General features: G+C 63.1%; 11 protein-coding genes. 4 read left to right on the forward strand and 7 right to left on the reverse strand.

Annotation, left to right across the window (positions count from 1 at the left end; all coding sequences use genetic code 11):
* Positions 1-173 precede the first annotated feature (173 nt).
* The 4 genes from G3480_RS16480 (at position 174) to G3480_RS16495 (ending at position 6,360) form a co-directional block, all read left to right on the forward strand.
* Positions 174-1,739 carry an ATP-binding protein gene (locus G3480_RS16480; RefSeq protein WP_164654988.1) on the forward strand — a complete coding sequence of 522 codons (1,566 nt, stop codon included), beginning with the start codon at positions 174-176 and terminating at the stop codon, positions 1,737-1,739.
* A 35-nt stretch (positions 1,740-1,774) separates the two neighbouring features.
* Positions 1,775-3,337 carry an ATP-binding protein gene (locus G3480_RS16485; protein ID WP_164654989.1) on the forward strand — a complete coding sequence of 521 codons (1,563 nt, stop codon included), beginning with the start codon at positions 1,775-1,777 and terminating at the stop codon, positions 3,335-3,337.
* A gap of 35 nt (positions 3,338-3,372) precedes the next feature.
* A complete protein-coding gene (locus G3480_RS16490) occupies positions 3,373-4,938 on the forward strand; it encodes an ATP-binding protein (protein ID WP_164654990.1) in 1,566 nt (521 codons plus the stop codon).
* Between the two features lie 738 nt (positions 4,939-5,676).
* Positions 5,677-6,360, forward strand: a complete 684-nt coding sequence (locus tag G3480_RS16495) for a hypothetical protein (protein WP_164654991.1) — start codon at positions 5,677-5,679, stop codon at positions 6,358-6,360.
* 289 nt (positions 6,361-6,649) lie between these two features.
* Here the strand turns inward: G3480_RS16495 and hybE are convergent, their stop codons facing one another.
* The 7 genes from hybE to G3480_RS16530 form a co-directional block, all read right to left on the reverse strand.
* A complete protein-coding gene (gene hybE / locus G3480_RS16500; RefSeq protein WP_164654992.1) occupies positions 6,650-7,153 on the reverse strand; it encodes a [NiFe]-hydrogenase assembly chaperone HybE in 504 nt (167 codons plus the stop codon).
* 17 nt (positions 7,154-7,170) lie between these two features.
* Positions 7,171-8,031: a hydrogenase expression/formation protein gene (locus tag G3480_RS16505; RefSeq protein ID WP_164654993.1), complete on the reverse strand. Its 861-nt coding sequence runs from the start codon at positions 8,029-8,031 to the stop codon at positions 7,171-7,173.
* Between the two features lie 93 nt (positions 8,032-8,124).
* Positions 8,125-8,421, reverse strand: coding sequence for a HypC/HybG/HupF family hydrogenase formation chaperone (locus G3480_RS16510; RefSeq protein ID WP_164654994.1), 297 nt, complete (start codon positions 8,419-8,421; stop codon positions 8,125-8,127).
* Entirely contained in the window at positions 8,421-9,035 is a 615-nt protein-coding gene (locus tag G3480_RS16515; RefSeq protein ID WP_164655006.1) for a HyaD/HybD family hydrogenase maturation endopeptidase, read from the reverse strand. The genes G3480_RS16510 and G3480_RS16515 overlap by 1 nt, the downstream gene beginning before the upstream one ends.
* Positions 9,036-9,124: 89 nt before the next feature.
* The gene (gene cybH / locus G3480_RS16520) at positions 9,125-9,817 is read right to left on the reverse strand and encodes a Ni/Fe-hydrogenase, b-type cytochrome subunit (RefSeq protein ID WP_164654995.1); all 693 of its coding nucleotides are present in this window, start codon (positions 9,815-9,817) and stop codon (positions 9,125-9,127) included.
* 158 nt (positions 9,818-9,975) lie between these two features.
* Positions 9,976-11,766, reverse strand: coding sequence for a nickel-dependent hydrogenase large subunit (locus G3480_RS16525; protein ID WP_164654996.1), 1,791 nt, complete (start codon positions 11,764-11,766; stop codon positions 9,976-9,978).
* Entirely contained in the window at positions 11,763-12,860 is a 1,098-nt protein-coding gene (locus tag G3480_RS16530; protein WP_164654997.1) for a hydrogenase small subunit, read from the reverse strand. Before G3480_RS16530 ends, G3480_RS16525 begins: the two co-directional genes overlap by 4 nt.
* Positions 12,861-13,078 lie beyond the last annotated feature (218 nt).

A 13,078-nucleotide genomic window follows, 5' to 3' on the forward strand; every position in this document is an offset into this window, starting at 1 on the left:
ATCAAGGATCGCGGCTATGCCGACAAGTACCGCGCGGGCGGTGTGCCGATCCATCTGATCGGGGTCGAGTTCAGCCGCGAGCAACGCGCGGTTGTCGGCTTCGAGGTGGAGACGCTGACCGCCGGAGCGATCGACTAGAATCGAAGGCCGAGTCGCCACCCAGGAGCGCCGCTATGACCCGCCTGAAACTGCCTATTGGAATCCAGACCTTTTCCAAGTTGCGCGAAGATGGCTGCTATTACGTCGACAAGACGCCGTTGATGCTCAAGCTCGTCGAGGAAGGCACGCATTACTTCCTCTCGCGCCCGCGCCGCTTCGGCAAGTCGCTGCTGATCGACACCCTCGCGGAGCTGTTCGAGGGGAACGAGCCGCTGTTTCGCGGGCTCTATGCCCATGAGCGCTGGGATTGGTCGCGACGGACGCCGGTGATCCGACTGAGCTTTGCCGAGGGGGTGCTGCACAGCCGCGCCGATCTCGATGCCAAGATTGAGGAGCTGCTGGCGGAGAATGAGACCCGTCTGGCGGCGAGTGGCGCGGCGCTCAGTCTCTCCGGGCGCTTTTCCCAGTTGATCCGTCAGGCCCACGCGCTCACCGGCGAACGGGTGGTGGTGCTGGTTGATGAGTACGACAAGCCGATCCTCGATAATCTGACCCGTCCGGAGATCGCCCGCGAGATGCGCGATGGGCTGCGCAACCTCTATTCGGTCATCAAGGGCCAGGATGCGCATATCCGTTTCGCCTTCCTCACCGGGGTGAGCAAGTTCAGCAAAGTCAGCATCTTTTCGGGGCTGAACAATCTCAACGACATCACGGTCGACGCCGAGTATTCCGCGCTCTGCGGCTATACCGAGCACGATCTCGAAACCGTCTTCGCACCCGAAGTCGAGGGACTGGACCGCGACGAGATCCGCCGCTGGTACAACGGCTACAACTGGACCGGGGAGTCGGTCTACAACCCCTTCGATGTGCTGCTACTGTTTCAGAAGCGCCAGTTCCGCCCCTGGTGGTTCGAGACCGGCACTCCGCGCTTTTTGGTCGATGTGCTCACCGAGCGCGGCTATTTCACACCCAACCTCGCTTACCGTCAGACCAGTCTGGAGCTGCTCTCGACCTTCGATGTCGAGCAGATCAACAGCGATGCGCTGCTGTTTCAGACCGGCTACCTGACCATTCACAAGGTCGAGGAGCCGCTGACCGGCTACTGGGTCTATACCCTGGGCTACCCCAATCACGAGGTCGAAACCAGTCTCAACGCCGCCTTGCTGATCGGCTACGGGGTGGACGGACAGTGCGCCTTCGCCAATCGGCTGCAACTGCTCAGGCTGCTGGAGACAGGCGACCGCGCCGGACTGCATGGGCTGTTCGACGCCTTCTTTGCGAGCATCCCCAGCGACTGGTTCCGCAATAACCCGATCGCCCGCTACGAGGGCTATTACGCCAGCGTTTTCTATTCCTATTTCGCCGCGCTTGGGCTCGACATCGTGCTGGAAGACGCCAGCCGTGGCGGGCGCCTGGACATGGCGGTGCGCTTCAAGGGCCAGGTCTATCTGTTCGAATTCAAGGTCGTCGAGCTGGAGCCCGAAGGCCGGGCGCTGCAGCAGATCAAGGATCGCGGCTATGCCGACAAGTACCGCGCGGACGGTCAGCCGATCCATCTGATCGGGGTCGAGTTCAGCCGCGAGCGGCGCGCGGTGGTGGGATTCGAGGTGGAGACGCTGACCGCCGGAGCGATCGACTAGAATCGAAGGCCGAGTCGCCACCCAGGAGCGCCGCTATGACCCGCCTGAAACTGCCTATTGGAATCCAGACCTTTTCCAAGTTGCGCGAAGATGGCTGCTATTACGTCGACAAGACGCCGTTGATGCTCAAGCTCGTCGAGGAAGGCACGCATTACTTCCTCTCGCGCCCGCGCCGCTTCGGCAAGTCGCTGCTGATCGACACGCTGGCGGAGCTGTTTGCGGGGAACGAGCCGCTGTTTCGCGGGCTCTATGCCCATGAGCGCTGGGATTGGACGCGACGGGCGCCGGTGATCCGACTGAGCTTTGCCGAGGGGGTGCTGCACAGCGCCGAGGCTTTGGATCAACGCATCCACGGCATGCTGCGCGAGCAAATGCAGCGCCTGGGGATCACGACAGAGGATGACTCGATCGTCGGCCGTTTCATCGAGTTGATCCGCCAGGCCCACGCCCTCAACGGCGAGCGGGTGGTGGTGCTGGTCGATGAGTATGACAAGCCGATCCTCGATAATCTGACCCGTCCGGAGATCGCCCGCGAGATGCGCGATGGGCTGCGCAATCTCTATTCGGTCATCAAGGGTCAGGATGCGCATATCCGCTTCGCCTTCCTCACCGGGGTGAGCAAGTTCAGCAAAGTCAGCATCTTCTCGGGGCTGAACAATCTCAACGACATCACGGTCGATGCCGAATATTCCGCGCTTTGCGGTTATACCGAGCACGATCTCGAAACCGTCTTCGCGCCCGAAGTCGAGGGACTGGACCGCGACGAAATCCGCCGCTGGTACAACGGCTACAACTGGACCGGGGAGTCGGTCTACAACCCCTTCGATGTGCTGCTCCTGTTTCAGAAGCGCCAGTTCCGCCCCTGGTGGTTCGAGACCGGCACGCCGAGCTTCCTCGTCGAGGTGCTCACGCGCAGGCATCAGTATGTGCCTCGCCTGGGACAGCAGATCGTGCTAGAGAGTCTGCTCTCGCGCTTCGATGTCGATGACATGCCCAGCGAGGCGCTGCTCTTTCAGTCTGGCTATCTGACCATCGACAGGGCGGAGTGGACGGGGGAGCGTTATCTCTATCACTTGCGCTATCCCAACCTGGAAGTGCGCATGGGGCTGACGGAACAGCTGCTCTATGCGCTCACCGCACGCAGCGAGGAGACCGGCGAGCACCTTTACCGGCTGCGTCAATACCTGGCTGCGAACGATTTTTCCAGCTTGACCGGGGCGATCGAGGCGTTGTTCGCGGGGATTCCGAGCGACTGGTATCGCAACAACCCGATCGCCCAGTACGAGGGCTATTACGCGAGCGTCTTCTACGCAGCCTTCGCTGCCCTGGGGCTGGACGTACACCCGGAAGATGCCAGCAATCAGGGTCGGCTCGATATGGCACTGCGCTTTAACGCCCAGGTGTATCTGTTCGAATTCAAGGTTGTCGATCGAGAACCGGAGGGGCGCGCACTGGAACAAATCAAAGCGCGAGGCTATGCCAACAAGTACCGCGCCGAGGGGCTGCCGATCCATCTGATCGGGGTGGAGTTCAGCCGTGAGCGCCGTGCGGTGGTCGGCTTCGAGGTGGAGACGCTGACCGCCGGAGCGATCGACTAGAATCGAAGGCCGAGTCGCCACCCAGGAGTGCCGCCATGACCCGCCTGAAACTGCCTATTGGAATCCAGACCTTTTCCAAGTTGCGCGAAGATGGCTGCTATTACGTCGACAAAACGCCGTTGATGCTCAAGCTCGTCGAGGAAGGCACGCATTACTTCCTCTCGCGCCCGCGCCGCTTCGGCAAGTCGCTGCTGATCGACACCCTCGCGGAGCTGTTTGCGGGGAACGAGCCGCTGTTTCGCGGGCTCTATGCCCATGAGCGCTGGGATTGGTCGCGACGGACGCCGGTCATTCGCTTGAGTTTCGGCGGCGGCATGGCGCAGAGCCGCGCCGAGTTGGATCGGCGAATCCTCAATCTCCTGGAGCGCAACCGCGTCACACTTGGACTCACCTGCCAATACGGCACGGACGTGGTCGGTTGCTTCAGCGAGATGATCGAACAGGCGCATGCCGCGACGGGCGAGCGGGTGGTGGTGCTGGTCGATGAGTACGACAAGCCGATCCTCGACAACCTGACCCGCCCGGAGATCGCCCGCGAGATGCGCGATGGGCTGCGCAATCTTTACTCCGTGATCAAGGATTCCGACGCCCATATCCGTTTCGCCTTCCTCACCGGGGTGAGCAAGTTCAGCAAGGTGAGCATCTTCTCGGGGCTGAACAATCTCAACGACATCACGGTCGATGCCGAATATTCCGCGCTTTGCGGTTATACCGAGCATGATCTCGAGATCGTCTTCGCACCCGCACTCGAAGGGCTGGACCGCGACGAGATCCGCCGCTGGTACAACGGCTACAACTGGACCGGGGAGTCAGTCTACAACCCCTTCGATGTGCTGCTACTGTTTCAGAAGCGCCAGTTCCGCCCCTGGTGGTTCGAGACCGGTACGCCAACTTTTCTGCTGGATCAGCTCATCGCACGTGGTTATTTCACCCCGGACCTGGCAGGACTGCACGCCTCCGAGAGCCTCATCTCAACCTTCGACGTCGACAGCATGCCCTCGGAGGCGCTGTTGTGGCAGACCGGCTATCTGACCTTCGCCGGCTCACGGCGCATGGGGGCGCGGATCGAGTATCGGCTCGGCTATCCGAATCTGGAGGTGCAGAGCGCCCTCAACGACGCGCTGCTCAAGGGGTTGATGGACGATCCAATGAACGCTGAGCGCGCCGTCAGCAGGCTTTATGACACCCTACTGAGTGGCAAACCGGAAGACCTGCACGCCCATCTCGACGCGCTCTTCGCCGCCATTCCGCACCAATGGCACCTCAAGACCCCGATCGCCCAGTACGAGGGCTATTACGCCAGCGTCGTCTACAGCCACTTCGCCGCGCTCGGGCTGGACCTGACCCCGGAGGAGTCGAGCCGCGCCGGGCGCCTGGACCTGGCGCTGCGCTTCAACGAGCAGGTCTATCTGTTCGAATTCAAGGTGGTGGAACTGGAGCCCGAAGGCCGGGCGCTGCAGCAGATCAAGGATCGCGGCTATGCCGACAAGTACCGCGCGGGCGGTGTGCCGATCCATCTGATCGGGGTCGAGTTCAGCCGTGAGCGCCGCGCGGTGGTGGGGTTCGAGGTGGAGACGCTGGATCCCGCGTCGGCGTCTTGATCGAGACCATGCCCGGCCCGGCTCGAACCGCTAGGTGCGATGCGCGCCGACCGGCAACTGAAGGTTGGGCCGACGTGAGGAGACCCAACATGCGCCCTTTCCTTGGGACCCGCACCTCGGCCCAACCAAGGCCAGGCATCCGTTGTGGTCACACCCCGAACCGCTCGCTGAGTTTCTGTCTGGCCACCAAGCGCTTGCACTGGGGCGTTCGGTAGGGGTCGCCAGCTCTGAATCATCTCTTCCGTCACCTCGCCGGAGGTGGCAGCAAAGGGGTGCATCACCTGCCTCCGGCTTGTTCGATCGCTAAGGCGAACTCAGGAAATGACCTTACCCAAAAGGTGCGGGGCGGTAGGATGGGCAAAGTCCGCACTCGGGGCTTGAGCGTCACCTCGGCGCTGGGCGGACGTGCCCATCCTGCAAAGCGCTGAGCTGGGATGATGGGCACGCCCCTCGACCCTCGGCACTCCGAAAGAAGCGCATCGCCAGGGCTTTGCCCATCCGGGATCCGGAACTGCGGGTCTCTTGTTTCCCGGAAATCACCTAAGAAAGTGTCCATCAATTGTTTCCCGATGCGAGCGATGCCGCCCGAAATCCCCCCTGCCCCCCCTTTGCAAAAGGGGGGAAGTTGTTGATGGACACTTTCTAAACCAAAGGATAGAGGCTCGGCCTCTGTTAGGCTTTGGCTGCGCCGGATTAGGATGTCGGCGATTTCATGACGCACACACGAGTCGAGATCCGATGTCGATAACAAGTCAGTTCTATTGGGCCATTGGCCTCAGCCTCTATGTCCTCTGCATCCTCTTCCTGACCCGCATTCCCTACCAAGCGATGGTCGACCGCGGCATGGAGCCCATCCGTGCCGTCTACTACAACCGCAAAATCGTTCACATGATGGCGGGCGGCGTCGGGTCGCTGTTGGTTCCCTTCGTCTTCTCGGACCCCTGGTTTCCGCTGATCTGCGGCCTGCTCTTGACGACCCTGACCTATCTCGCCCACGTCACCGGGCTGCGGTTCTACTGGTTCCAGACGGAGGACAATCGCAACGACGTCAAGTTCGCGCTAATGTGGAGCTTCTCGGTGTCCTTCCTCTGGTGGCTGCTGGACAACCCTTGGCTCGCGATCCTGCCCTCGCTCTACATGGCCTTTGGCGACGGCGTCACCGGTGTCGTGCGCAACGCCATCATCCGCAAGCGCTCCAAGAGCCCGATCGGCAACCTCTTCATGCTGCTGCTCTGCGTGCCCATGGGATGGACCATCGGCGGACTGGCACAGCCCGCCATCCCGCTCTGGGGGCTCATCTCCGCCGTCGTCGCCACTGTGGTAGAGCGTTATGAATTCGGCCCGATCGACGACAATATCCTGATCACGGTCGCCGCTTCAGCCGTGCTGCTCCTTGGCACCTACGTGGGACCCTTGGTCTGATCTCAGCGTCGGTGGGTGCGCATCAAGAACAAGCGAGACGCGCCATTCACCCTAGATCCGGCGGCTGGACGCAACCTGGAAGCCGCCCAACCACCAGATCAAGACAACAAGATCCGTTGCACCGCAAAGGGCAGAGAAGATCTCCATGCATGTGCGCCCATCCAAGCGCTGGCCCAGCCCAGCACGCAACCCTCTTCCAAGATCGGAAGGCAGGGCAAAGTCCGCGCTCTGAGTTCGAGCGCAACCTCGACGCCAGACGGACGTGCCCATCTTGCAAATTAGCGCTCACTCAGTCACGCAAGAAGGCGCCGCGCAGGAGCCCGCGGCGACTCACACCAACCTTCGCTGGGGCCGCCGCTGCTGGAGCATCGGACGCCTGCTGTGCCGGTGTGAAGACTGCTGACAGGATCTCTTCGGCAGCGGCGACCGCGGAGCCTTGATCGGCGAAGCCACCCATGGGCGAATAGAGCGAGCAGGCCGCGAAGGGGCCGATGTCCGCCTCTTCTGAGCCGATCGTCTCGACCTCGCCGGCCGGAAGCGCGACCCTCTGCTTCACCCCGACGGACCCTGGGTGGTTTGCGGACTCAGGCCCAGGCACCAGCACCAGGTTCATGCACCAGGGCGTGATCAGCACACCGATCCAGTCTCCGTCCAGCATGCGGCCGCCGACCACCTGCACCGAGAGATTGGGATTGAGAATCGGAAGCCCGGACATGCGCTCCGCGTGGACACGCTGAAAGGCGGCGGCCAAGCGCCGAGCGATGTCCTCGGGCTCCAGGTCAAGCGGCGTCATGGCAATGCCGGCTGCGCTCAGCGCACCGCATCCAGGATCTCGGCCAGACGGTCGGCACTGTCCTCGATATCTTCCTGCGCCGCCAGTGCCGCGGATGGGACATCTACGACCTCGAGCGAGTTGAGGATGAGCTTGTCATCGGAGTTGAAGTGCTGCACCCACCAGCAGTTGCGCAGGCCGGTCGCTGAGATCCGACAGCTGCCATAGCCGCGCGAGAGGATGGTGACCGGCCCGAGGCCGAGCTTGGCCGTCAGATAGTCCAGATCGTCGGGCACATGCGGCAGCAGGGTGAGATTCACCACGTGCGGCAGGTCGCCGAAACGCCAAGCAGCCGTCCGCTCGTTCAGCTCGGTGAGGATGGATCGGCCCGTCAGCACACCCTCGGGCACCGCGCCGTCGCAGCGGACCTCGGCGGCCGCGTCCTTGAAGGCCAGATCACGCACGCGACTCGGAATCTCAGCCACTTCGAGTTCGTCGCTCAAGAGCTGCCCCAGCTCGCCGCTGCGCTGAACGCGCCAGATGCCCGCGAGGCGCGTCTCCTGCGCCCGCAAGATGGCATCCGCGGAGAACAGGATGCTGACCTCGCCCTCGCCCAGGGCTTGTGCAACCAGCTGACGGTCGGCCTCGGGCAGCTCGAGGAGATCGAGCACGCGCGACGGCTCCAACACCCGATAGCTGCGCAGCTGCGCCAGCAAACGCTCGAGTAGACGGACGCCCTGAGGACAGCCCGATGCCGCCTCGGGCTCGGGCAGCGACGGCGGCGTATAGATCTGCATGTCTTTCGGCATGCTCAGATAGCTCAGCTCGGCCCCGTCCTCGTCGACGGGCTGCGAGCCGGGGCCACCAATGGGGTAAGCGGTGGGCGCGAAAGGTTGCATGCGTGCTCTCCTGGATGATTGTTTTGGTCGTCGCAGTGGGAGCGCCACCCCGGCGCGACGCATGTCGCGGCGAGGCGGCGCTCCCACAGGGCCTCAACGCCCCCTTAAATGCTCGGGAAGCTGGGGCTCGCGGTCCACGAGGTCGGCGAACAGATGATCGACGGATTCGCCTGCCATGGCGGCCTGCATGGCGACCAGGGCATCACGCACGCGCAGTGCCTGGGTCTCGCCCATGATCTCGCGCGCGACGCCTAGGAAGACCAGGACCCAGGCGCCTGGCGGCTGCTCGCCGACCAGTTGCATGTCGACACGTTGACGCTCACCGCCGTCGTCACACCAGGCCCAAACCGGCCCGGACTCGATGACCTGCATGGGCACACCGATGCACATCAGCCCTGCTCCCGCATTGCCAGCACGCGGGCGTCTCCGAGACGGCAGGCTGCCTCAGCGGAGGGCCGCCCGGACTCATAGAGGCTCATGCTGAGTGACGGATGAGGGACATCCTGGACCCGATGATCGACAGCGTCGTGGACAGGCAGCCACTGCACACCGAAGCCGTCCAGAAAACCCCGCGCCGCGCGGATCGCCGGTTCGATCTGGTCCTTGACCTCGGGCCGCAGACTGCCGCCGAAGTCCTCCAGCTCCACCGGCTGCACACCGACGAGCAGGAGGTGCTCGGGGTAGTCGCCCAGGAGATCGGCCATGGCCAGCACCTCTTGGAAGCCGGTCTGGTGCAGGCTCATCTTCTTGGCGCCCATGAACTTGGGCACTTCATCCCCTTCGACCAGCTTCAGGGCGCCGGGCGCGAGCCCGTAGTCGACCGCATCGAAGACGACCAGGACGTCCGCCCAGCGGATGTGGTCGACCAGATAGATTCCCTGGGTGCCGCCATCTAGCACACGAACATTGGGGGTAAAGTGAAAGCGGGCGGCGATCTCCTCGATGACCCGCACGCCGAACCCCTCATCCGCCCAGAGGACGTTGCCGATACCCAGGATCAGGATGTTGGGGCCAAGAGCCCAGGGTGCTTCCCCCTCTCCCGCCAGGGGAGAGGGCGAGCCGGACCGCCGCTGGCGTGAGTTCAGTGGACCGCTCACGGCCGGTCGTCCTTGAACATGCGCCAACCGCTGATCATGGTGCTGATCAGGCTCTGACGCGACATGATGTCCTCGCGAATGGCCGTGTAGACGTGCAGCATGACGAAGACCACGATGACCCACATCCCCCAGTGATGCCACATGCGCACGTCCTGGCTCTGGCCGACGAAGGGGATGACCCAGCCGAAGAGATGATCCTGCCAGCTGCCGAGCCCGGTCTGCTCCGAGTAGAGCGCCATCCCGGTCACGATCATGACCAAGCCGCCAACCGTGATGATGACGACCATGAACAAGTGCGCGAGCGGATTGTGGCCGACGTATTTGCGCGGTTCCTTCTCCAGAAAGGCGTACCAGCGCACCTCATGCACCAACTCGCTCCAGAAGCTCCGGCGCCAGAACGGCAGGGTGAAGAGCTGGTGTGAATGAGAGTTGCCGACGATCGCCCAGTAGATGCGAAAGATGAAGCCGACGATGAAGACGTAGGCAGCGGCGAAATGGAAGAACCGCATGTTGCCCATCAGGTAATGATCGCTGGCCTCGCCGGGGAGGGTCGGCAAGGGATTGGCGATCAGGTACCCGGTAATGGCCAGGATCGTGATCGAAAGCGCGTTGACCCAGTGCCAGATGCGCACTGGGGTTTGGTAAACATAGACGGCGGTCTGTTTGACCGTCGGGACGCCGGTTAGCATGAATTCAGCCTCCGAGTTGAGAAATCAAAGGGCGCCAGCCGCTCGTGGGAGCGGCGCCCCGCCGCGACGGCGCCGGCCTCCAGCGCTGGCGCCAGTCGCGCCGGGGCGGCGCTCCCACACTGATCACTGACAACTGCCACCTGACAACTGACAACTTCCTACCTCACCTTCACCCGCGTCAGCTCCTCGCCGTCCGGGCTCATGATATGGGTCGAGCAGGCGAGACAGGGATCGAAGCTGTGCAGGGTGCGCAGGATCTCCAGCGGCTCATCTGCCTTGGCGACCGGCGTGTTCAGCAGCGCGGCCTCAAAGGCGCCGATGTTGCCGGCCGGATCGCGCGGCGAGCCGTTCCAGGTCGTCGGGACGACGGCTTGGTAGTTGTCGATCTTGCCGTCCTTGATCACGATCCAGTGGCCGAGCGCGCCGCGTGGGGCCTCGGTGGTGCCGACACCCTTGGCCTCCTTGGGCCAGGTCTTGGGGTCCCATTTGTCGATGTTGGCGGTGCTGCTGTCGCCGGCCTTGATGTTGGCCATCAGCTTGTCCTGGAAGTGCCGCATCTTGTGCGCCGCCCAGGAGCCTTCCAAACCGCGCGCGGCCGTGCGACCCAGCGTGGAGAAGAGCGCGGAGACCGGCAGCTGCAGATCGGTCAGCACCTTCTCGACCGGCTCCTTGAACTCCGGATTGCCCTGGGCATACCCGATGACCCAGCGCGCCAGCGGACCGACCTCCATGGCGTGACCGCGCCAGCGCGGGGCCTTGATCCAGCTGTACTTAGCGCTCTCGTCGATCTCCTCGATCCGTGTCTTGGTCCCCTTGGTATTGGGACCGAGGACGAAGTTGGGCTCGGTCACGCCGTCCCAGGGATGCAGGCCCTTGGACTCATCGGCGTAGCTGAACCAGGAGTGCGCGACGAACTCCTGGATCTGCTCCGGGTCGCGCAGGTCGACGTCATGCACCTCGGCCAGATTGCCGTTGATGATGGCGCCGCGCGGGAGCATCTGGTTCGCCGCCGAGCTGTCGTTCGCACGGTCGGGGATGTCGCCGTAGGACATGACCGCCTGACTGCTCAAACCACCGCCGTAGGTCCAGTCTTTATAGAAGGAGGCGATGGCCATGAGGTCCGGGATGTAGACCTTGTCGATGAAGTCGATGGTGCGGTCGATGATGGACGACACCAGGTTGAGGCGCTCCATGTTGATCGCACCAACCGCGCCCGCCTCATGGACGTTGATGGCGCAGGGCACACCGCCGACCAGCCAGTTGGGATGTGGGTTCTTGCCGCCGTAGATGGTGTGGATCTTGACGATCTCTTTCTGGAAATCGAGCGCCTCCAGATAGTGCGTGACCGCCATGAGGTTGGCCTCCGGCGGCAGCTTGTAGGCCGGATTGCCCCAGTAGCCGTTCATGAAGGGGCCGAGCTGGCCAGACTCCACGAAGCGCTTGATACGGTTCTGCACGTCGCGGAAATAGCCGGGCGAGGACAGCGGCCAATCGGAGATCGACTGCGCCAGCTCCGAGGTCGCCTTGGGATCAGCCTTGAGCGCCGAGACGACGTCCACCCAGTCGAGCGCATGCAGATGATAGAAGTGCACCAGGTGGTCTTGCGCCTGGAGTGTCAGCTGCATGATGTTGCGGATGGAGTTGGCGTTCTCCGGAATCTGGATGCCGAGCGCGTCTTCCACCGCACGCACAGAAGTCAGTGCGTGCGTGCCGGTGCAGACGCCGCATATCCTCTCCGTGAAGGCCCAGGCGTCGCGCGGATCGCGCCCACGCAGGATGACCTCTAGGCCGCGCCACATGGTGCCGGTGGAGACGGCATTGCGGATGACGTTGTTCTCGTCGAGGTTGACCTCGCAACGCATGTGCCCTTCGATGCGGGTCACGGGGTCGACCACAATGCGCTGGCCCGAGGTGTCGAGTTCGAAGCCGTTGGGTGTCTGGACGCTCATGTCTTGTCATTCTCCTCGTGATGCTCGCCGGCGCCTTGCTTGATGCGCCGAACGGCGCTGGCCACAGCATGCGCGGTGACCGCCACGCCGACCGTACCGGCCGCAGCGATACCAACCCTGTCCGCGTTGGCCTCAATGCCAAAGACGTGGGTGTTGGTGACGTGATCGTAGAAGCTGCCCTTGTCCCAGAAGCCGTCCTCGGAGCAGCCGATGCAGCCATGCCCGGACTGGATCGGAAAGGAAACCCCATTGTTCCAGCGCACCGTCGAGCAGGCGTTGTAGGTCGTCGGACCCTTGCAGCCCATCTTGTAGAGGCAGTAGCCCTTGCGGGCGCCCTCGTCGTCCCAGTCCTCGACGAACTGGCCGGCGTCGAAGTGCGGGCGGCGATAGCATTTGTCGTGGATGCGCTGGCCGTAGAACATCTTCGGGCGGCCCTGGCGGTCCAGCTCAGGGATGCGGTCGAAGGTCAGCATGTAGGTGATGACGCCGGTCATAACCTCGGCGATCGGCGGGCAGCCCGGCACCTTGATGAGCGGCTTATCGGTGATGACCTCGTGGACCGGCGTCGCCTGAGTCGGGTTCGGATGCGCGGCCTGGACGCAGCCCCAGGAGGCGCAGGAGCCCCAGGAGATGACCGCCTTGCAGTCCGACGCGACCTCCTTCAGTTGCTCGACGAAGGGCCGGCCGCCGACGATGCAGCTCATGCCGTCCTGATTGAGCGGCGGATTGCCTTCGACCGCCAGGATGTAGTTGCCTTTGTATTTCTCGCGGATCTCGGTGAGGATCGCCTCGGCCTGATGCCCGGCGGAGGCCATGATGAGATCGTCGTAATCCAGCGAGATCATCGATAGCACGACGTCCGACACCAGCGGATGCGCGGAGCGGATGAAGGACTCGGAGCAGCAGGTGCACTCCAGGCCATGGAGCCAAAGCACCGGTGTGCGCGGCTTGGTCTCCATCGCGTGGGCGATCTTGCCGGCCAGAGCCGGCTCCAGCCCCAGCGCCGTGGCGGTCAAGCTGCAAAATTTCAGGAAGCTGCGACGGGTGATGCCCTGTCGGCGCATTACCTCGTAGAAGGTCTCTGTCATTGCCATGGTGTATCCCGGTTGGGTGTATCCCAGTTGAGGATCTAGCCCCGTGATGGATCTAGGTCGGTAATGGATCTAGGTCGGTTAGGGACCTCGCGATCTGGCCGGACGCGGCGCCGGCGCAATCGAAGCTCAGTGCCGAGGTATAGCAACGCTTGGGCCAGATTGGGTTTCTCATTGAAAACAATGAGATAAGCCCAAGGCGGAGATCAAACCGCCATGGA

Source organism: Thiorhodococcus mannitoliphagus (assembly GCF_010915725.1).
Taxonomy (GTDB): Bacteria; Pseudomonadota; Gammaproteobacteria; order Chromatiales; family Chromatiaceae; genus Thiorhodococcus; species Thiorhodococcus mannitoliphagus.